This window comes from Caulobacter sp. DWR2-3-1b2 (assembly GCF_049896345.1).
Taxonomy (GTDB): Bacteria; Pseudomonadota; Alphaproteobacteria; order Caulobacterales; family Caulobacteraceae; genus Caulobacter.
In genome coordinates this window covers 1-19,613 of the sequence record NZ_JAFCUC010000009.1, presented here as the reverse complement: position 1 = coordinate 19,613, position 19,613 = coordinate 1, and the positions used below count along the sequence as shown (strand labels likewise).

The 19,613-nt window shown below is 66.0% G+C and carries 22 protein-coding genes and 2 pseudogenes; 6 read left to right on the top strand and 18 right to left on the bottom strand.

The window, feature by feature from the left end:
• Positions 1–716: 716 nt before the first annotated feature.
• The 4 genes and pseudogenes from ACP694_RS18805 to ACP694_RS18790 all read right to left on the bottom strand — a co-directional run.
• Positions 717–1,187: pseudogene (locus ACP694_RS18805) on the bottom strand (histidinol dehydrogenase); the annotation flags it as partial.
• Positions 1,188–1,550: 363 nt separating this feature from the next.
• Entirely contained in the window at positions 1,551–2,702 is a 1,152-nt protein-coding gene (locus ACP694_RS18800) for a nickel/cobalt efflux transporter (protein WP_426015002.1), read from the bottom strand.
• A 7-nt stretch (positions 2,703–2,709) separates the two neighbouring features.
• Positions 2,710–2,985, bottom strand: a complete 276-nt coding sequence (locus ACP694_RS18795) for a metal-sensing transcriptional repressor (protein WP_426015000.1) — start codon at positions 2,983–2,985, stop codon at positions 2,710–2,712.
• 75 nt (positions 2,986–3,060) lie between these two features.
• Positions 3,061–3,624 carry a TetR/AcrR family transcriptional regulator gene (locus ACP694_RS18790; RefSeq protein WP_426014998.1) on the bottom strand — a complete coding sequence of 188 codons (564 nt, stop codon included), beginning with the start codon at positions 3,622–3,624 and terminating at the stop codon, positions 3,061–3,063.
• Positions 3,625–3,815: 191 nt separating this feature from the next.
• Here ACP694_RS18790 and ACP694_RS18785 point away from each other — a divergent pair, with 191 nt between their 5' ends.
• On the top strand, positions 3,816–4,757 hold the full coding sequence (locus tag ACP694_RS18785) for a class I SAM-dependent methyltransferase (RefSeq protein WP_426014997.1): 942 nt from the start codon (positions 3,816–3,818) through the stop codon (positions 4,755–4,757).
• A gap of 404 nt (positions 4,758–5,161) precedes the next feature.
• Here the strand turns inward: ACP694_RS18785 and ACP694_RS18780 are convergent, their stop codons facing one another.
• The 4 genes from ACP694_RS18780 to ACP694_RS18765 form a co-directional block, all read right to left on the bottom strand.
• Positions 5,162–5,737, bottom strand: coding sequence for an RNA polymerase sigma factor (locus ACP694_RS18780; protein WP_426014995.1), 576 nt, complete (start codon positions 5,735–5,737; stop codon positions 5,162–5,164).
• On the bottom strand, positions 5,734–6,174 hold the full coding sequence (locus ACP694_RS18775; RefSeq protein ID WP_426014993.1) for a Spy/CpxP family protein refolding chaperone: 441 nt from the start codon (positions 6,172–6,174) through the stop codon (positions 5,734–5,736). Before ACP694_RS18775 ends, ACP694_RS18780 begins: the two co-directional genes overlap by 4 nt.
• Positions 6,171–6,464, bottom strand: a complete 294-nt coding sequence (locus ACP694_RS18770) for a hypothetical protein (protein ID WP_426014991.1) — start codon at positions 6,462–6,464, stop codon at positions 6,171–6,173. Before ACP694_RS18770 ends, ACP694_RS18775 begins: the two co-directional genes overlap by 4 nt.
• 238 nt (positions 6,465–6,702) lie before the next feature.
• Positions 6,703–7,095, bottom strand: coding sequence for a DUF305 domain-containing protein (locus tag ACP694_RS18765; protein ID WP_426014990.1), 393 nt, complete (start codon positions 7,093–7,095; stop codon positions 6,703–6,705).
• A gap of 323 nt (positions 7,096–7,418) precedes the next feature.
• Here ACP694_RS18765 and ACP694_RS18760 point away from each other — a divergent pair, with 323 nt between their 5' ends.
• From ACP694_RS18760 to ACP694_RS18750, 3 genes are read left to right on the top strand one after another with little or no spacing between them, the layout of a single operon-like run.
• The gene (locus tag ACP694_RS18760; RefSeq protein WP_426014989.1) at positions 7,419–9,908 is read left to right on the top strand and encodes a heavy metal translocating P-type ATPase; all 2,490 of its coding nucleotides are present in this window, start codon (positions 7,419–7,421) and stop codon (positions 9,906–9,908) included.
• Entirely contained in the window at positions 9,905–10,336 is a 432-nt protein-coding gene (gene cueR, locus ACP694_RS18755) for a Cu(I)-responsive transcriptional regulator (protein WP_426014987.1), read from the top strand. The genes ACP694_RS18760 and cueR overlap by 4 nt, the downstream gene beginning before the upstream one ends.
• Entirely contained in the window at positions 10,333–10,698 is a 366-nt protein-coding gene (locus ACP694_RS18750; RefSeq protein WP_426014986.1) for a hypothetical protein, read from the top strand. The genes cueR and ACP694_RS18750 overlap by 4 nt, the downstream gene beginning before the upstream one ends.
• A 90-nt stretch (positions 10,699–10,788) precedes the next feature.
• Here the strand turns inward: ACP694_RS18750 and ACP694_RS18745 are convergent, their stop codons facing one another.
• The gene (locus ACP694_RS18745; protein WP_426014984.1) at positions 10,789–11,130 is read right to left on the bottom strand and encodes a copper-binding protein; all 342 of its coding nucleotides are present in this window, start codon (positions 11,128–11,130) and stop codon (positions 10,789–10,791) included.
• A 172-nt stretch (positions 11,131–11,302) separates the two neighbouring features.
• Between ACP694_RS18745 and ACP694_RS18740 the strand changes: the two genes are divergently transcribed.
• Positions 11,303–11,500, top strand: a complete 198-nt coding sequence (locus tag ACP694_RS18740) for a heavy-metal-associated domain-containing protein (RefSeq protein WP_426014982.1) — start codon at positions 11,303–11,305, stop codon at positions 11,498–11,500.
• A gap of 39 nt (positions 11,501–11,539) precedes the next feature.
• Here the strand turns inward: ACP694_RS18740 and ACP694_RS18735 are convergent, their stop codons facing one another.
• The 8 genes from ACP694_RS18735 to ACP694_RS18700 form a co-directional block, all read right to left on the bottom strand.
• On the bottom strand, positions 11,540–12,010 hold the full coding sequence (locus ACP694_RS18735; RefSeq protein WP_426014980.1) for a hypothetical protein: 471 nt from the start codon (positions 12,008–12,010) through the stop codon (positions 11,540–11,542).
• Positions 12,011–12,197: 187 nt separating this feature from the next.
• The gene (locus ACP694_RS18730; RefSeq protein ID WP_426014979.1) at positions 12,198–13,298 is read right to left on the bottom strand and encodes an acyltransferase family protein; all 1,101 of its coding nucleotides are present in this window, start codon (positions 13,296–13,298) and stop codon (positions 12,198–12,200) included.
• A 119-nt stretch (positions 13,299–13,417) separates the two neighbouring features.
• On the bottom strand, positions 13,418–14,335 hold the full coding sequence (gene copD, locus ACP694_RS18725; RefSeq protein WP_426014978.1) for a copper homeostasis membrane protein CopD: 918 nt from the start codon (positions 14,333–14,335) through the stop codon (positions 13,418–13,420).
• Positions 14,336–14,339: 4 nt separating this feature from the next.
• On the bottom strand, positions 14,340–14,708 hold the full coding sequence (gene copC, locus ACP694_RS18720) for a copper homeostasis periplasmic binding protein CopC (RefSeq protein ID WP_426014976.1): 369 nt from the start codon (positions 14,706–14,708) through the stop codon (positions 14,340–14,342).
• 140 nt (positions 14,709–14,848) lie between these two features.
• Complete coding sequence (locus tag ACP694_RS18715; RefSeq protein WP_426014974.1) at positions 14,849–15,460, bottom strand: c-type cytochrome; 612 nt, start codon at positions 15,458–15,460, stop codon at positions 14,849–14,851.
• Positions 15,461–15,801: 341 nt separating this feature from the next.
• Positions 15,802–16,998 carry a copper resistance protein B gene (locus tag ACP694_RS18710; RefSeq protein ID WP_426014972.1) on the bottom strand — a complete coding sequence of 399 codons (1,197 nt, stop codon included), beginning with the start codon at positions 16,996–16,998 and terminating at the stop codon, positions 15,802–15,804.
• The gene (locus ACP694_RS18705; protein ID WP_426014970.1) at positions 16,995–18,827 is read right to left on the bottom strand and encodes a copper resistance system multicopper oxidase; all 1,833 of its coding nucleotides are present in this window, start codon (positions 18,825–18,827) and stop codon (positions 16,995–16,997) included. Before ACP694_RS18705 ends, ACP694_RS18710 begins: the two co-directional genes overlap by 4 nt.
• A gap of 195 nt (positions 18,828–19,022) precedes the next feature.
• Positions 19,023–19,208 (bottom strand): helix-turn-helix transcriptional regulator, encoded by a 186-nt coding sequence (locus ACP694_RS18700; protein ID WP_426014968.1) that lies wholly within the window; start codon positions 19,206–19,208, stop codon positions 19,023–19,025.
• Between the two features lie 53 nt (positions 19,209–19,261).
• Here ACP694_RS18700 and ACP694_RS18695 point away from each other — a divergent pair, with 53 nt between their 5' ends.
• Positions 19,262–19,435, top strand: coding sequence for a hypothetical protein (locus ACP694_RS18695; protein ID WP_426014967.1), 174 nt, complete (start codon positions 19,262–19,264; stop codon positions 19,433–19,435).
• A gap of 85 nt (positions 19,436–19,520) precedes the next feature.
• Here the strand turns inward: ACP694_RS18695 and ACP694_RS18690 are convergent.
• Positions 19,521–19,613, bottom strand: a pseudogene (locus ACP694_RS18690) (IS5/IS1182 family transposase); the annotation flags it as partial.

Below are 19,613 nucleotides of genomic sequence, written 5' to 3'. Positions count from 1 at the left end.
CGGCGCTGGCGCCGGCTTGGTGGTCAGCTTGGCCAGACCATAGCCGGCCCCGAGGAGGGCGACGGCGGCGACACCAAGCATGAGGGCGCGCGGGCTGGCTGCGGAAGGGGTTGCCATGGACCTATTCTCCGAAGGAGGCGCGGCCGGTCAGACGGGCCAGGGTGGCCTGGGCGCGAACCCGCGCCACACGCGCATCAAGGGTGGTGCGGCGAGCGTCGGTCAGCGCGCGCTAGGCGCTCAGGACCTCGACGAGGGGGGTCTTGCCGGACTCGTAGCCGAGGCGGCCGAGACGATAGGCCTCCTGGGCGGCGGCCTCGGACTGTTTCTATGCGACGACGCGGCCGACGGCGGCGTCGGCCTGGGCGCGGGCCGAGCGCCAGTCGGCTTCGGCCCGCAGGCGCGTGTCCTCGAACCGGGCGGAGGCGGCGTTGGCGCGGGCGGAAGCGGCGGCGACATTGTCGCGGTTCTGGTCGAACAGGGGAACGGCGCCGACATGCTGGCCATCACGGTGGTGGCGTCGTCGCCATTCAGACGGCGGACGCCGAACGAGGCGGTGACGTCGGGACCGGCGCGGCGACGCCCGACGCTGGCCTGGCGGCTGGCGGCCTCGCGTTCGGCGCGGGCGACCTGCAGGGCGGGCATGTCGGACGGCGGCACGCCTTCGGCCGTGGCGGGGGAGGCGGCGCGGTCAGGAGACTGGCACCCAGGCTCGTACAGGCGGCCACGGCCTGGGCGCCGCCGACGCGCCAGATCTCTGAAACGCCGACGATCTGCGCGGCCGCCAGCACGGCCGTCGACAGGTGGCCCGGCGGCGTGGTCATGGCGATGCGCGAAACGCCGGCGATCTTGGCGGGGACGGCGTTCATCAGCAGGCTGGACGGATAGGCCGCACGCCCGCCGGGTACGTAGATCCCGACCGCGTCAAGCGGTGTCCATCGCCAGCCCAGTTCCAATCCGGCCTCGTCCTTGAATCAGGCGTCGGCCGGCCTCTGGCGTGCGTGATAGTCGCCGATCCGGCGGGCGGTCGGGTCCAGGGCGTCGCGGACTTCCTGGGAGCACTGGGTCGCGCCGGCGGCGATTTCCTCGGCGCTGACCCGAAGATCGGCGCCGTCGATCCGCGCGCCGTCGAGTTGTTGGGAGATGCGAAGCAGCGCCGGCAAGCCTTCGGTCCGAACCTGGCCGAGAATCTCTTAAACCCTGGCTTCGACGGTCGGTGAGGTCTGTCTACGCTCCTCGACCAGCGCGGCGAAAGCGGCCTGGAAACCGGGGTCATCGAGGGCCAAGTGTCGAACCACGGCAAATCTCCACTCTGTCGATGCTTGCTCAACGCGCCAGGCGGCGATCCCCGCTGGATTGTTCGGGCGACCTCACGCCGCAACCAAGGCGACGATCGGGCCCGGTGCGTTTCACACGAGGCGGCAAGCGTTAAACCTCACGCTGGATTCTACGCAGCCGAGGGCGCCCACCCGCGCGCTCACGCGACTTTCGTGCGCGGCCCCGGCGTCGGCTTGTGCAGCACAGGCCGACGTATCGTTCCGCAGGGCACCGGGTCAGGCGAAAATGGCGCGAACCGCCTGAGTGGCGAGGATCAGGCCGACGATGGTGATCAGCCCGCCTGACGCGTAGGGCGCCCGGCGGGCGAAGGTCGCGAACGATCCGGCGAAACGCTTCTCGGCGTGACGCACCCCGATGGCGGCCACGACCCCAACGGTGACCATGGTGACGGCCAAGCCAATCGAGAAACACAGCACCAGCGTGGCCCCCAGAGCGACCTGCTTGAGCTGCAGGCACAGCAGCAGCACCGTGATCGCGGCCGGACAGGGGATCAGGCCGCCGGTGAGGCCGAACAGGATGATCTGGCCCGTGGTCACGTCGCGGCCGGCGAAGCGCTTCTTGATGTCGTTGGCGTGAGCACGCTCGTGGGCGTCCTGGTAACCGGGGTCCGAAACGTCCAGGCCGCCGTGATCATGGCCATGGTCGTGCCCGTGCCCGTGCCCGTGCCCGTGGTCATGCTCGGCGAAGACGACATCGAAGTCGTGGCCATGCGAGCCGTGGGCGATCGACAGTCGCGCCTCGAAGGCATGCGGCTCGGGGATCGCATCGGACGATTCCAGGAAGGCGCCCTTGTCGACGAAGGCGAAGGTTTGCACCGCGCCGTCCGGGCGCGTGGTGGTGACGGTCAGTTCGCTGGCGCGCGGTGCGTGGCCGCGCTCGGTGGTGACCCTGAAGCGGGGTGGCGCGCCATCCTCGAAGATTGCCAAGGCGACCAGACCATGGCCGGTGTCGATCCGCCGGACCTCGTCCTCATCGCCGTGATCGTCGTGGTCGTCATGGTCATGTTCGTTGGCCTGCGTCTGGCCTTCGCGCCAGGTGCGCCAGACCATCCATAGGGCCACGGCGATAATGATCGCCGCCGAGGCCAGCTGGAACCAGGGCTCGGCGGTGTCGAGATCCAGATTGCGCCCGAAATAGAGGCCCGCCAGACCGATCACCCAGACGATCAGGGTATGGGAGGCGGTCGCCGACAGGCCCAGCAGGATCGCCTGCCACACCGTGCCCCGTACAGCGACGATGAAGGCGGCCATCATCGTCTTGGAGTGGCCCGGCTCGAGGCCGTGAAGCGCCCCCAACAGCAGAGCCGAGGGAATGAACAGCCAGGCGTGCCCCGCGCCTTGAGCGAGAAGATCGGCGAGGGAAGTCATCGGCGCCTCAGAGGTATTTGGTGATGGTTTTGAGCTCGTTCATCGCCGCGGCCGCGTCGCGCGGCTCGTCCACGGCGGCGTGAGCCAGACAATGGTCGATGTGATCGTGGATCAGGGTCTTCTTGGCGGCGGCGACGGCCTTTTCGATGGCGTGCAGCTGCTGGGCCAGGTCCAGGCAGGTGCGGCCCGCCTCGATCATAGCGATCGTCTTGCGCAGGTGCCCTTCGGCGCGCTTGAGACGATTGATGATCTCGGGATGGGTTTCGTGAACGACATGGGCCATGGCGGGTGAGTCCTATCCCCTAGGAGGGGATATGGCAATCGACAGCTTTGCGGACCGAGTGGCCTCCAGGGGAGATCAAGGGAGGTCTAGGACAGCGGCTCTGGCGGAGGCGCGCAGCGCGTCGGCGATCGACTTCGGGTTGGCAGGGGCCAAGCCCGACAGCCAGGCGGTGAGGAGCGCTATCTGGCCGCCCGCCATCTGGGCGGCCAGCAAGGCGGGCGGAAGCGATGACAAAATGCGCCGCGTCGCTAGTCTCCGTTCGAGCAGGTCGGCCAAGGCGCGAGTCAATAGGGTCCTCGTTGCGCCAGCGAACAGGACATTGCCAGTCCGGCGGTTCTCCCAGAAATGGGCCAGGGTCTCCTCCAGGCGCGGATCGTCGGCGTGACCGGCCAGAACCGTGTCGGCTAGGACGCCGAACGGACCCGCCAGGCCCTCCTTCAGCAGGTCATCCTTGCATCGGTAGTGTTCATAGAAGGTCGAGCGGCCGATCCCGGCTGGGCCGATGATATCGGCCACGGTGATGCGGTCGTAGCGGCGGGTCAGCACCAGGCCAAGGAAGGTGTCGAACAACGCGGCTTTGGTGCGCTGCACGGGACGGCTGTCGGCCAGGTCGATTGAAGTTTTGGCGTTGGCGGACATCTGCGGCCCTTCGTCCGGAAACCGGACGCCTCCCTGGTCTTGTCCGGGCGGAGGCTCGCCGCGGGCCGCTAGAGGTTAGCGACGGCGGCGGGCGCGGCAAGGCCCAGCCAACCGCCCCTTCGATCGCAGCTCAGGAAAGCCAGGCCATGCCTCACCATACATCTCGTTCCCGCCGCTCGGCCCATAGCCATATGTGGATCATGGGCGTGGTAGGCGTTGCCGCCGGCGCGGGCCTCTTTCTCTACGCGCCCTCGCTTGCCGTGATTTCCCGCTCCCTGCTTCTGCTGGCGGGCTTCCACGTGATCGGGGGTCTGGTGCTGGCCTCCTCGCTCTACGTGTCCGGCGGGCGAGACCTTCTGCGTCGCTGGACGCGCCGCAAGGCCAGCGCCCCGCGCGATGAGACCTTTGATTTCGGTTGGGGGCCGGGCTGGATGAACGGCTTAGCCATCGCGGCCCTGGTCTGCTTGGCTGGCGCGATCCTGGCGATCCTGACCCTACCGGGATTGTGGCCGGTCGCGTTCTTGCTGGTCGGGATGGCCGTGCTGCTAGTGGCGGGCAACACCATCATGAGAGGGTTCCGGCGCCTCGATCAGGTCGTGCTGCCGATGGTCGATCTTCTTTCGGGAGACCACGACCTTGTCCTGGACGCCGGCTGCGGCAGCGGCCGCACCAGCATCGCCCTGGCTCGCGTATTGAAGGCTGGGCGGGTGATCGGCCTGGATCGTTTCGATGCGGCCTATATCGACGACGGGGGTCGTGCCTTGCTGGATAGGAACCTGGGCTTGGCTGGCCTGTTGGACAAGGTCGCGGTTGAGATCGGCGACCTGACGGCGATGCCGTTTGGCGACGCTACGTTCGATGCCGCGGTCAGCACCCACGTCTACGATCATTTGGGGCGCGAGAAGGCGCGCGCGCTCTCTGAAACGCTCCGGGTGCTCAAGCCGGGCGGCCGTTTCTTGATGGCGGTCTGGACACCAGGCTGGTCAATGTTCGCGGTGGCCAACGTGCTGTCGCTGCTTCTGACCTCCAAGGCCGGCTGGCGGCGATTGGCGACCGCCGCAGGCTTTGAGATTCTCGACGAAGGTGTCCTCAACCACGCTTGGTTCGTCGTGTTGGCTAAGCCGCGGGTGTAGTCGGGGATCGAAAGCGCGAGGAGCGGCGCTGCGTGACGACGTCGCGCCGGATTAAATAGCGATCTATTGCCTGCACGCCCTGACCGCCGCCAGTCGTCTTGCGTCCAAAGTCGCAGTTCAACGGCTCGTCGCCGTCACCCTGGCGGGTTTGCGCCCGGAGCCCTGACCCTGTCCACGACGGCTCAGAGTTTCACGACTCGAAGCCGCAGGGCGTTGCTGATCACGCTGACGGACGACAGGGCCGTGGCCGCTGCGGCGATCTGCGGCGAAAGCAGCCAGCCGAACATGGGATAGAGCGCGCCCGCCGCGATAGGGACACCCGCTTGATTGTAGATGAAGGCGAAGACCAGGTTTCGATGAGCTTGGGCCCCTCGGCGCGGGTCATCTCAGTGCTCATTCAAAAACTAGGCGTCGATGCGGAGGACAGCGGGGTCGAGGCTCATGGCCAGCGCCTTGCGGGCGCGATAGACCCGCGTCTCGATCGACTTGGCTGAGACGCCGAGGATCGCGGCGGCCTCGTGTTGGGACAGACCCTCGAAGGCAGTCAGCAGCAGCGGCGCCTTCAGGGCCTCGGGAAGCCGGGCCACCGCCTGGTCAAGCAGCTCCATCACTTGGCGTTGCTGCAGTGTATCGTCGGCCGCCAAGCCCGGGTCCACCGCCGAGGCCAGATCGTCCTCGCCGCCGCCGAAGAAGAAGCGGCGAACGGCCATCCGCCGACCGCGATCGCGGGCCTTGTTGATGGCGATGGTTCGAAGCCAGGGACCGAACGCCCTCGCCGCGTCATATCGGCCTAGCGCGGCCCAGGCGGCGATGAAGGTTTCATGGACGGCCTCATAGGCCTCGTCGCGGTCACCGGTATAGCGGCGAAGCAGTCGATAGAGGCTCTCCTTGTGGCGAACCACCAGTTGCGAGAACGCGCGCTCGTCCCCCCTCCCGGCAAGGGCCGCGAGCGCCTCATCGGTTGGATCGCCTCCGGTCACTGCGCCTGTTCGGTGAGGTTCTTGACGACCGTATCGTCGAAACGCGCGGCTTGCTGCGGCGTCAGCAACGCGCGCATGGCGATCACATGCTGGATGCTTTCCTTCTGCAACGCGCCCATCGCCATGTGGAAGCGATCGATCGCCGCCTGGACCTTGGGCGTATAGCTGTGCTGTTCCTGGATGGCTTGGGCCAACTCGACGTTGGCGGCCCGCATCTCGGCTTCCAGCGCCTTGCGCCTTGCCGCGTACTGCCGCTCCAACCGGTCGATGCGCTGCTCCTGGTCAGGGGTCAGATCGAGCTTCTCGTGCACCATCTGGTGCAGTGGCGTGGCGTGTTGCATACGGCGAACGACATATTGTCCACCGCCCCAAGCGCCGATCGCGGCGGCCAGGGTCGATAGCACCAGCGTCAGGACGATGCCGCGAGTGATGCTCACCGGGAGCCCTCGATCAGCGTCGATGGCGCGAGGTGGGCCGAGACCGAGAAGGTGCTGAGCTGCTGTGGAGCCGACACCGTGCTGGCTGCCGCCAGGCCGCCGGCGGTGACGCCGATCGCCAGGGCCAGACCGATCGAGGCGACGCGGACGGGCGCCAAGGCGGCTCCGGTCTTCAGGTCTGCGCTCCGGCGCGCGATGCCGCGCGCCACGTCCCATTCCAGACCCTCCAACGAACGGTCGAGCGGCTGGGCCGCCAGCCGCTCGATGAGATCCTCGATGTTCAAAGTCATGTTCGGTCCTTTGCCCCCGGAGGTGTCCCGCTGACTATACGCGGCAGAACCCCTTTATCCCGCAAGTATGGACCGCGCGCGAAAACGACGCGCGACGCCAAGCGCGTCGACGCCGGTTTTCGCCAGCTGCGGCGCTAGAGCATTTTTCGAGCGAAGTGGTTCCGGTTCGCGTGAAGAAAAATGCGTCAAAACAGAAGATTAGAGCTCACGGCCTGACGCAGTCAGGTCGGGAAATGCTCTAGCCGCCGTGCTTGCGAATAAAGGCCTCCAGATCGGCTTTGGCTTTGGTGTTCTCGTCGATCGTCATCTGCGCCAGGCGTTTGGCGTCTGCGTCGCCGCCGTGCTTGAGCAGCGATTGGCTCATATCGATGGCCCCTTGGTGGTGTGCGATCATCTTCCTTGCCCACAGCACGTCGAAGTCGGAGGCCTTGGCCGCCATCATCGCCTTGCTCATTCGCATCTCGTCCATCTTCAGGGCGTCACGGCCCATCTGGGCGTGGCCCTTCATGTCGCTCTTGGACATGTCCATGCCCTTCATGTCGTGCCCGGCCATGGACTGAGCCGAAGCGCCCGTGACGCCGGCGGCGCTCATCAGGCTCACTGCGCACACCGCGATCAAAATCTTGCGCATCTCTATTGTCCTTCAGATTGTTGACGACCTTGCGCGCCAGAAGTGACGCTCGTCGCCCGACTAGAACAGCAGTCACGCGTATTCGTTGCGTCTTTCAGATTGGTGTGTGGTCAAGCAACGTTCCAATCATTGTAACGATGACGGCTTGAAATTGACGTGACTCATCATTTGTTTCGCGAAATGTCTCTGTGTCAGGCGAAAACCTTCCGATGAGGGGAAGGCTTGGGTCCGCGCGTATTTTCCGACGAGACCGCCGACAAAGCCTTGACCTTCCCATGATGGGAAGCCGCAAAAGGCCGGGCATCGACAGGAGGAGAACGCCGATGCCCGACCAAATTCTCAAGACACTCGACCTGCCCGTGCTCGGAATGACCTGCGCGTCGTGCGTGCGTCGGGTCGAACAGGCGGTCTTGGCGACGCCGGGCGTGCGCGCCGCCACCGTCAATCTCGCGACGCAACGCGTCCATGTCGAAGGCGGCGATCCCCTCGCAATCGGCGCGGCGATCCGCCAGGCCGGTTATGATCTCGCCCCGCAGACGATCGAACTTCGCATCGACGGCATGACCTGCGCGTCCTGCGTCTCGCGTGTCGAAAAAGCCATGCTCAAGGTCGCTGGCGTCGAGCGCGCCGTGGTCAATCTGGCCACCGAGCGAGCCAGCGTCAGCGGCGCGCGCGGAACGCTTGATCCCGACGCGCTGATCAGAGCGGTCGCCGAGGCGGGGTACGCGGCAAGCCTGGCGCAAGAAGCCGGCGCCGACGCCGTCGACGAGGAGGCCCAGGCGCGCGGGGCGGAGGTCGCCTACCTCAAGCGTGCGGTCGTGATCGCCGCCGTGACCACCTCGCCGCTCTTCCTGGTCGAGATGGCCCGTCACTTCATTCCCGGGGCCCACCATCTGTTGGCCGCGACGCTCGGTGAACAGGCCTGGAGGCTCATCAGCCTGATGCTGGCCGGCGTCGTCCTGTTCGGGCCTGGCCTGCGCTTCTATCGCAAGGGCGTTCCAAATCTGCTGCGCCTGACACCCGACATGAACAGCCTGGTCGTGCTCGGCGCGAGCGCCGCCTTCGCCTATTCGCTGGTCGCCACCTTCGCGCCCGGCGCGCTGCCGGCCGGCACGGACGGCGTCTATTACGAGGCCGCGGCCGTCATCGTCACCTTGATCCTGGTGGGGCGCTGGTTCGAAGCCCGGGCCAAGGGCGCGACGAGCCAGGCCATCAAGCGATTGATGACCCTGCAAGCCAAGACCGCGCGGGTCGAACGCGACGGGCAGGCGGTCGAGATCGCGATCGGCGAGGTCGTCCCCGGCGACCTGGTGCTGATCCGTCCCGGCGAGCGGATCCCCGTCGATGGGATCGTCGAGGAAGGCATCTCGTTCGTCGATGAGGCGATGATTACCGGCGAGCCGATCCCAGTGGAAAAGACGGTCGGCGCGAGCGTGGCCGGCGGCACGGTGAACACCACCGGCGCCTTGCAGTTCAAGGCCACCAAGGTCGGCGGCGACACCCTGCTGGCCCAGATCGTGCGCATGGTGCAGGCCGCGCAGGGCTCCAAACTCCCGATCCAGGCCCTCGTCGATAAGATCACGGCCTGGTTCGTGCCCGCAGTCATCGCCGTGGCCGTCGCGACCTTCCTGGCCTGGCTGGCGTTCGGCTCACCGCCCGCCCTGGGCCTGGCGCTGGTCCATGCGGTGGCGGTGCTGATCATCGCCTGTCCGTGCGCCATGGGCCTGGCCACGCCGACCTCGATCATGGTCGGGACCGGCAGGGCCGCCGAACTGGGCGTCCTGTTCCGCCGTGGCGAAGCCCTGCAGGCCCTGCAGGATGCGAAGGTCGTGGCGCTCGACAAGACCGGGACCTTGACCAAGGGGCGTCCGGAACTGACCGACCTGATCGTCGCGGACGGATTTGACCGCGGCGAGGTTTTGAGCCTGGCCGCGGCGGTTGAGGCGCGCTCGGAGCATCCGATCGCTCAGGCCATCGTCAGCGCGGCCAAGGCAGAAGGGGTGTCGCCTGGCGCGTTGCGTGACTTTGCCTCGACGCCGGGGTTCGGCGCGCAAGGGATCGTGGCGGGGCGCCGCGTCGAGGTCGGCGCGGATCGCTACATGCTGCGCCTGGCGCTGGACGTCGAGCCCTTCGCCGAGGAAGCCGCCCGTTTGGGCGACGCCGGCGAGAGCCCGCTCTATGTAGCGATCGACGGGCGCCTGGCGGCGGTCCTGGCGGTGGCCGATCCCATTCGCGACACCGCGCCCGCCGCCATCGCCGCCCTGCACGCCCAAGGCCTGAAGGTGGCGATGATCACCGGCGACAACCGGCGGACCGCCGACGCGGTCGCCAGGATCCTGGGAATCGACGAGGTGGTGGCCGAGGTGCTGCCTCAGGGCAAGATCGAAGCGATCGCCGCCTTGCGCGCTCGGTATGGCCCGACGGCGTTCGTCGGCGATGGCGTCAACGACGCGCCGGCCCTGGCCAGCGCCGACGTCGGCCTGGCCATGGGGCAAGGGACCGACATCGCCATCGAGAGCGCCGACGTCGTGCTGATGGGCGGGGACCTGCGCGGCGTCGTCAACGCCCTGGCGCTCAGCCGCGCGACCATGCGCAACATCCGCCAGAATCTGGTCTGGGCCTTTGGCTACAATGTGATCCTGATCCCGGTGGCGGCGGGGGCGCTGGCGCCCGACCTTGGCCTGTCGCTCTCGCCGATGGTGGCGGCCGGCGCGATGGCCTTGTCCAGCGTCAGCGTGCTGTTCAACGCCCTGCGCCTGCGCGCCTTCACCTCGCCTCTGCCCGCAGCCAAGCCAAGGATGTCCCACCCATGAACATCGGGCAGGCGGCCAAGGCGTCTGGGGTCTCGGCCAAGATGATCCGCTACTATGAGCAGATCAAACTGATCACGCCGGCTGGCCGCACAGACAGCAACTATCGCAGCTTCAGCGAGCGCGAGGTCAATGAGCTGCGGTTTATCCGTCGGGCGCGTTCGCTCGGGTTTTCGGTCGAGGAGATCGCCCATCTGCTGTCGCTGTGGCGCGACCGCGTCCGTCCCAGCCGCGAGGTCAAAGCGATCGCGGACGGGCATGTCCAGACCCTGGAGGCCAAGATCGTGGAGATGCAGGCCATGGCCGACACATTGCGCGCGTTGTCGCGCGACTGCGCGGGCGACGAGCGGCCCGACTGCCCGATCCTGGCCGACCTTGGCTCCGGCCAACCGCCCCGACGCGAGCCGGCCCCGGCGCGGGGCTTTCGATGAGGTGGCGGCCGGTGTTGCAGTTGGGCGTTTGTCTGATCGCGGCGCCGCTCGCCGTCCAGGCCGCCGACTACAGGTTCGAGGCCGCTTCGCCGAGCCCGGTTCGCTGGGTGGCGACAACTATTCTGGTGAAGGTCAGCCCCGTAGAGCCGGGACGCATCATGCCCGCGCTCTCGGCGCGCAACGCCACCTTAAGCCCCGCCTCGGGGCGCGCCGCGGCGCGGCTTCCGGCCTTTTTCAAGCCGTCGCTCGATTATGGCTTGCTGCGATTTAGAGCCGATTTGCCCACCACCGGCGACTGGGTCCTGGCCTTCACCCTTCTGCCCGCCGGTGAACCGACCAAGGCCGCAATCGTCAACCTCTAGGTCGTCGATCCCGCGCGGACCTCGTCGCCGGCGAAGGTCAACGGACCCGTTCGCCCGCCGCGATGATGAGCGGCCGAACGGGTTTGAAGCTTACTTTGCAGACATCGCCACGACTTCGGCCGAAGCGCCCATCGGCTTGAGCTTGAAGGTGACCGCCTGACCGACCTTGAAGGGCTTCAGAAGGGCGGGAGCGGCCTTGAACTTCATGGTCATGGCTGGCCACTTCAGCGCCGGGATCGGCTGGTGCTGCAGGGTGACCGTGCCGCCAGCCGCGTCGATGCCCTTGATTACCCCTTGGCCATCGGCCGTCTTGGCCGCGACGGGAGCGTCATGCTTCATGCCCGCCATCTCGCCCATTTTCATATCGGCTTGAGCCAGGGCAGGCCCGGTGAGCGCCAGGGCCAAGGCGCCGGCGGCGAGGAAGATCTTCATTGATTTTTTCTCCTGGCGGAGCGGATCGGCCGGGGGAGGGCCGTCCTGCACCACGAAGATACGCGCCAGCCCAGGCCAATCCCTCAGCCGTGATTTCCCGCTTGCGGCCCCTTGACCTTGCCATGATGGGAAGCCCCATCTGTTGCAGCGAAGTCGAACAAGGAAGAGTCAAATGCTTCGCTACACCATCGAAAACATGACCTGCGGCCATTGCGTCACGACCGTCACCAAAGCCGTCCAGGGGGTTGACGCCGGCGCGGTCGTTCGCGCCGACGTGCCAGGCCAAGGCTTGGAGATCGACACCAACGCGAGCTCCGAGGCCATCCGCGCCGCCGTCGCGGCGGCGGGTTACCGGTTGACGCCGGCCTAGGGCCGGTGGGCGGACCCGTCGGTCCGCCCACCGCCGGGCTTAGTGCCGACGATAGTAGCCACCATAGCCACTGCCTTGATCGTAGCCATTGTAGCCATTGTAGCGGCGATACCCCGAACCGTTCTCGTTCCAATCGTCTTGCGCGATATGGCCGTCCTCGTGAGCCTCGTGCATCACCTCGTGCAAGCGTTTTAAGCGTAACTGGATGTCGCGACCCTCCTGAGGGCTCAGCCAGCCGTCTCGGGAGCGGAAATAGGCTTCGCGTTGGCGGATGCCGCGCAGTTGCACGACGAAATCGCGGGCCTCGCTTCGGCTATAGGAGCCGTCGCTCAAGCTGTGTTGTATGCCTTCGATGTCATGCCGATAGAGGGCGTCGAAGTTCTGGTAGCCGCCAAGATACTGGCTGTAAGCGTCGTTGTCGTTGTCATCGTCGTCGGGGTGGGCCAGGGCGGGACTGGAGACAGCGCCGATTGCGGCTGCCATCAGCAGAACACCAAAGAGCTTTTTCATCTACCTATCCATTGCTGAAACGCCTTAAAGCGCGTCACCAGTAGATCACCTGCCCCTGAGCGTGGGATGAGAGCGGCCGTCAGCCGCTGTTCATGTCGAGCCTACAACGCAAGGGGTTTCGCTTTGCGCAGGCTACAGATCACTGCGGCTCACCCTAACGAACCAGGCTGATCGCGGATCGGCGTCATCAGGCATTGGCCGGTGCGGGGGCCGGCGCGGCCTCGACGCGGCCAAACGGCGGACCATGGCGGCGCATCAACGTGCGCATCGGCCGCTCGACAGCATGGTGCAGCACCATGGCCACGGGAATGACCCCGATATAGAGAGCCAGCCACAGGGTGATGGGCATGTGTTCCGCCTCTAGGGCCAAGACCTTGCCCAGTCCCTGGGTGAACACCGACTCCCACGGGATGCAGACCATGTAGACCGCGAAGCTGACCTCGCCGAGATAGACCAGCAGGGGCTGGGCCAGGAAGGACGACCCTGAGGTGGAGATCGCCGCGAGGCCCAAGATCAGGGCGCCAAACAGCGCCACCGCGACATAGTCGGGGGCGTGCAGAAGCGCTGCGGCCACAACGCCGACCAGTGCCACGAGGGCAAGGCCCAGACCCGCGACCTTGCCGCCGATCAGATCGGCGCGCCAGGACAGCCAGACGGCGCAGCCGAGCGCGAAGCAAGGCACGATCCGCAAGGCGCCCCACAGGATGGTCGCCTGCGTCAGGGAGAAGCCAGCGGCGTGCTGGAAACCGATATTGAGCGCGACGACCAGGCCCAGCGCCAAGACCAGGGCCATCCTTGGGCGATTGACCAAACGCCAGGCTACGAAAGCGAAGATCGGGAAGGTCAGATAGGCGAACCATTCAGCCGAGATTGACCAGGAGGGATGGTTCCAACCGCCCAGGGGCGACAAGCCCCAAGCCTGGGTGAGGGTCAGTTGGGCCGGCAGGGAGGACCAGACAAGCATTTTATCGCCGGCCGAAATCCCGACCAGAGCGGCCGCCGCGATCAGCAGCATCAAGCCCAGCAGCACCGCCAGGTGAACCGGATAGATCCGCGCCAAGCGCGCCCAGAGGAACGCGCGATAGTTAAACCGGCCTTGGCCAAAGCCCTCCAGATAGACGTGGCAAAGGATGAACCCGGACAGCACGAAGAACAGCTCCACGCCCAGATAGCCCTTGGCGACCACGGCGGGCATGGGCAAGCCAAGATTGGGCCAGAAATGATAGGCCACAACCCACATGGCGGCGAAGAACCTAAGACTGGTGAGGGATTTGAGGTTCAGCGGCATGGTCTTATCGCCCGGTGTCGCGGCCCAAGGCCGATGATCGTCGAAAGACTAGCGCGCGATATCCTAACGGCTCGCAAATCGCCTTCGGTTTCAAGACCTTATCCATCATGGGAAGGTTTCTACAGCGCGGCGGGCGGGACCAGCGTACCCAGCCAGCTCACCAGCGCCAGCACGGTGAATCCTGCGGCGGACTCCAGCGCCAGGCTGCGCTGCAGGGCGGCGAGCGCGGAACTCGTCCTGCCGCTCGCCATGTCCCGCCGCAGTCGCGGCGTCAGCATGAAACGGTTGAGCGCGGCCAAGCTGAGCATCAAGCCGAACACGACGATCTTGGCTACGAGCGCCTCGCCCCAAACCGTCGAGGCCGCTGAGCCAAATCGGCTCGGTCCGACGAGAAACCAGACATTGACCAAGCCGGTCAGCACCAGCAGGGCGACCACCAGGGAGCCAACGCCGGAAAACCCCTCAAGCGCTTGGTGCAATTGACGCAGCTGCGCCTCGGTCGTCGCCCGCGCGCCAAAGACCAGGGCGGCCAGCGCCGCCAGGGCGCCAAGCCAGAGGCCGGCCGCCAACAGGTGAACAATGTCGGCGAGAAGCTTGAAGGCGCCAATGACCCCGGCGCCGTCGGCGCCATGTCCGCTCCAGGCGAAACTGCCAAGGGCGACGGCGCCCAGGCCCGAAGCCGCCCACCAGAGCGGCGGTGAAGGCCGAGTGGTCACGACGACGATGACCGCGACAAGACCTGCGGCCAGGCGGACTACCAGCGACAGGCCAAATTGCGTGCCGGTGGCGACCATGGTCAGGGTGGCTGGGACGAAGGCGTCGGCCGCGCTTCCGGCCATCATCGCGGTCTGGGCCAGCAGCGCCAGAGCCGATCCGACCACCACGATCACGCCGCCGAACAGGGCGAGGCGCCGCTGCCAGGTCCCCGCGAGCCCTCCGCTGGCCAGGCCATAGAGACAAAAGAGCGGCGATCCGAACAGAACCGCCGCTCCGATGTACTGGACCAGACGCGACAGAACGACGGCCAGTTCGATCATGGTTCTAGCGCACCGTGAAGGTGTAGGCGCCGTTCATGCGGTGCGCATCGGCCGTGACCGCGTGCCAGGTGACCTTATAGGCGCCAGGCGCCAAAGGGCCGGCCAAGGCGCCGTCCAGGCCCCTGCCGTCCGCTGCGACCTTGGTTTTGACGGAGACAGCGGCGCCGGCGGCGTTGGCGACCTCGAAGCCGGAGAATTTCGGCTCCAGCTTCTCGTTGAACTTCAGGTTCAGCGCCTTTGGGGCGGCGACCGTGGCGTTCGGCGCGGGATTGGCGGTCACCAGCTTGGCGTGGGCGAGCGCCTGGGATGCGCCCAGGAGCATGGCGCTGGCGGCGATGGTCGCTAGCAGGTCCGAGGTGGTCTTGGTGGTCATGACGAGTTCTCCGGGAAGCGACGCCCCGGTCGCTGCTGATGATACGCGCCGCTGTCGTCGAAGCCCTCGCCGCGGCGCGAGAATTCTCGAACGCAAAATCGGCTAGCCACGGCGGGCGAAGCCGCGCGTCGCCCCTTTACCTATGGCTTTTCGGCCGGCATCGGCATGTTCGCCATCCCAGGCATGTCACGCATCATCGCGTCGTGATCTTCCGGAGCGCTCTTGATGGCCGCCTGGTACTGCTCGGGAGACATCGAGGGCAGTTGCCGCACGAAGGCCACCATGTCCCACATCAGATCGTCGCTGTGCGTGCGGCCCCATGCCGGCATGGCGGTCATCTTCACCCCATGCTTGATCATCCAGAACTCCTGAGCCGGGGTGTGACCCAAGGTGCGGAAGAGTTCGGGCGCTTGCGGGTAGAGACCCTGGCTGATCTCGGTCTTTTCCAGCCCTGGTCCCAGATGGCAGCCGCTGCACATCCCGGTGTAGAGGCCCGCGCCGATGGCGATGCGTTTGGGATCGTTGAGATCGACCGGGACCTGGATGTTTCCGGCGCGCACGGCGATGGAGCGATCGCGAAGGTTCTGGATCATCCAATAGGTCGGCTTGGCGTGCGGAATGTCAGCGCCGATGTTGTAGAGTCCGGCATAGAGACCCGCCCCAACGATTCCGCCGACCAGCAGCGCCACCACCGCGACAAAGGGCAGGCTCGGAAAGTGCCGCTTGAAATCGAGAGGCTTTTTCTCGGTCATTGTTTGGTGCCCCAAACCGATCGACGCCCAAGACGTCAATCTTGAATTTGATCCTCGGTACGTCTACGCGCCCGCTGCCGGCCATCCCTCGGCGTCACTGAGGCGGCTTCCAACTATTTCGGCTTGGCGGCGTGCGAGGACCAATGGATGTGAACGATCTTCCATCCCCCGGGGCCATGCCGAAGCACCATGGTTTCAGCCGGCAGCCTGTCCACCGGCTTGCCGTTACAGGTCCCGGTCATGCTGCTCTCGGTGCGCTGGCCGCGAGAAGCAAAGCCGCAGCCAAGAGCGACCTGGAATGTTTCATTGGAATCTCCAATCCACGAGGCCTTGAGGTAATCCTAGAACCAGGCGCGGAGGCCGAGCACCAGACGGACGTCTTCGACATCCTCGCCGCCGGCGCGCGCGTAGTCGGCGGTCTTGCCGAACTTGCGGTCATAGGTGACGCCGATGTAGGGCGCGAACTCGCGACGGATCTCGTATCGCAGGCGCAGGCCAAGCTCGACGTCCGACAAGCCAGAGCCGACGCCCGTCGCTCGATCGTTCGAAGCGGCGAGATTGAGTTCGGCGCGCGGCTGGAGGATCAGGCGCTGGGTTAGGCGCTGATCGTAATAGCCTTCGAAACGCGCCGAGATGTCGCCTTTGTTGGACAGGAACGCCGCGCCGCTGACCTCGAACCAATAGGGCGCAAGGCCTTCGAAACCGATCGTCGCATAGGTCCGCGAAGGCCTGGGCTCGAAATCATGGCGTACGCCGGCCTGGAGATTGAAGTACGGCCCGACGCTGCGCGAATAGAGGGCTTGAAGCTCGGCGCGGTCCAACCCATCGCCACTGACGCCTTCACCTTCCGATTTGAACGTCAGGCGGTTGATGTCGCCGCCGAACCAGGCTTCGCCCTCCCAGCGGTAGCTGTCCCCGCCCGATCGCGGCGCCCATTCAGCGATGTTGGCCATCACCATGGAGGTGACGCCGCCGCCGTGTTCCTTGCGCAACTGCGCGCGCGCCCTGGCCATGCCGGCGGGATCGAAAACCTTGTCGGCTGCATGGTCGGTGGGCGCGGGCGGCGCCGGTGTGTCGGGAATTTCGCCCATGTCAGTCATCGAGCCCGTGGCCTGGTCCTTGCTCATCCCCGGCATGGCCATTGAGCCCATGTCGTGACCCGCATGCGGGTCGACGGAGGTTGCGGGCATCGGCATCGCGCCCATGTCCTGGCCGGCCGAGGTGGCGGGCATGGTCATCGCGCCCATATCGTGGCCTGCGTGCGGGTCCACGGCTGCGCTGCTAGCCGTCGACGGCGTTGCCATCACGTCCGTGGCGGGCTTGGCGGCGGGGTTGGCCGTCATCGGTTTCGCCGCCGCCTTCTTGCGGGCGGCTTTCTTTTTGACGGCTGGCTTCGTGGCTGGCGGGTTCTTGGCTGCAGGCTTAGCCGAGGGCGCGGGCATCTGCATGCCCGGCATCATCGAATGGTCCATGGTTTGGGCCAGGACGGGCGCGCCCAGCATCAACGGCAAAAGACTGATCAAAGCGGCGGGCTTCATGCTGCGGCTCCTTCGAGAGGCCGCACGCTGAACACCTGAAACATGCCCGCGTGCATGTGGTAGAGCATGTGGCAGTGGAATGCCCAGTCGCCCGGATCGGCGGTGAAGTCCCAGGACACCTTGCCTCCAGGCAGCACGATGACCGTGTGCTTTCGAGGGCCAAAGCCGACCGGCGCGTGGGTCAGTTCGAAGAAGTGGCCGTGCAGGTGAATGGGGTGGGCCATCATGGTGTCATTGACCAGCGTCACCCTGACCCGTTCGCCCTTTTCGAAGGCGTAGGGCTTGGTGGTTTCGCTGAACTTCTGGCCATCGAACCCCCACATGAAGCGTTCCATATTGCCGGTCAGCCGGATTTCCAGGGCGCGGGTTGGCGCGCGCACGTCCGGGTTTGGCGTCAGGGCGATGAGATCCTTATAAACCAACACCCGATGGCCGACGCTTTCCAGGCCCTGGCCCGGCTCCCCGGTGCGATCCATCGGCATTGGCGCGATCGTCTGAACCCCTGGGCCCAGCTTGATCTGCGGCGCATTGGCGCCGTCGCGCATCGACATCTTCATGCCGCCCATGTCGCCCATGGCGTCCGAGCCGCGCGGTTTGGGCGCGGCCATGCCAGGCGGCGGGCTCATGGCCGCCATGTCGTGACCCATGGCGGCGTGATCCATGCCCTGCATCGCGCCTGGGCTGCTCATGTCCATGCCGCCCATGTCCATGTTTCCCATGTCCATGCCCATGTCCTTCATCGTGGCCAGCGGCCGCTCGCGCAGCAGAGGAACGGGCGCGACCATGCCCGCCCGTGGGGCCAGGGTGGCGCGCGCCATGCCGGAGCGGTCGACCGCCTCGGCCACCAAGGTGAAGGCCTTGTTTTCGGTGGGTTGGACGATGACGTCGTAGGTCTCGGCGTTGCCGATCTGGAACTCGTCGACTTCGACCGGTTTCACGGTCTGGCCGTCGGCCGCCACCACGGTTAGCTTCAACCCCGGAATCCGCACGTTGAACATCATCTGGGCGGCGGTGTTGATGAACCGCAGGCGCACGCGCTCGCCCGGCGTGAACAGGCCGGTCCAGTTGTCGGCCGGGCCATGGCCGTTGACCAGGAAGGTCATGACCGCGCCGGTGACGTCGGAAATGTCCGTGGGGTCCATCCGCATCTTGGCCCAGTCCATCCGTTCCCGGAGCGTCTGGTCCTTGCCGGCCATCAGGCTGGCGAGGGTCTGTTTCTGGTAGTTGAACACCCCGGCCTGCTGCTTCATGCGCTTAAAGATCAGATGGGGGTGCATGAAGCTGAAATCGGAGAGCACGATCACATGCTCCCGATCATAGGCAATCGGATCGGGCTCGGCCGGCTCGATGACGAGCGGTCCGTAGTGGCCCTCGGCCTCCTGCAAGCCCGAATGGCTATGATACCAGTAAGTGCCCGACTGCTTGACCGGGAATTGGTAGACGAAGGTTTCGCCGGGCGGAATGCCGGGGAAGCTGACCCCCGGCACGCCGTCCATCTGGAACGGCACGAGCAGCCCGTGCCAGTGGATCGAGGTCTCCTCGTCCAGGGTGTTGGTCACCGAGAGCCGGACGGTCTGGCCTTCCTTCAGGCGGATCAGGGGCCCGGGCACCGTGCCGTTGATGGTCACCGCGTGGCTCATCTTGCCATCGATCGTTACCTCGGAATGGCCGATGGTCAGTTTGATGTCCTGCCCGGACACCGTGGGCAGGGTCGAGACCAGGCCCGGCGTCGCGCTCTGCGCCCAGGTCGGGAGGAGGCTGGCCGTCGCCAAGCCTCCTCCGATGACGGCTACGCCCCGCAGGAGCTGCCGGCGGTCAAACTGCTTCATCGTTCACGATCCTGCACGATTGGTGATCAAGACGCTGCAAGAGCAATCTCGTCCTGAGCAATACGTGCCGAGGTTGTCTTAGCCCTCGGCGCCCCGACCAATTTTTGTCTCATTGCACAACGCGTGAGACAGCGCGGCGCTGGGCCGACGCCGAATATCGTTCGACTTGGGCGCTCGGGACGAGGGCAGGATCGCCTATCGAGGCCGCCGCACCGGCCGCGTCCGCCGGATCCGGACATCGGGACCTTCGGCGGGGTTGGCCGACGGGTCTTGGGCGGCGTGCTTGCGCTGCGCCAGCCAGGCTTCGATCTCGCCAAGACCCCAAACGACGCAGCGGCGGGTCAGCGAAAACCGGCGGGGAAATTTGAAGTGGCGCGACATACCGGTCTGAGGAGACGCTTCGACAAGCCCAGAAGATCGAGGCGATCGACCAGTTGACGGGCGGCGTCGCGCATGACTTCAACAACCTGCTGGTGGTGATCTCGGGCGGCTTGGACATGCTCGAGCGCCAGACCAACGCGACCCGGCGCAGGCGCATCATGGAAGGCACCCTCATACCGACCGCCAATTGCAGCATTTTTCGAGCGAAGTGGTTTCGGTTCGCGTGAAGAAAAATGCGTCAAAACAGAAGATTAAGCTCACGGCCTGACGCAGTCAGGTCGGGAAATGCTCTAGGCCGTAGTGACGATTTAGCTATTTGAGCCATAGCATGATGGCGGCGAGGGTTACGAAGCCCATGAAGGTGGTTGCAAGCTTGTCGTACCGGGTTGCGATGCGGCGGAACTG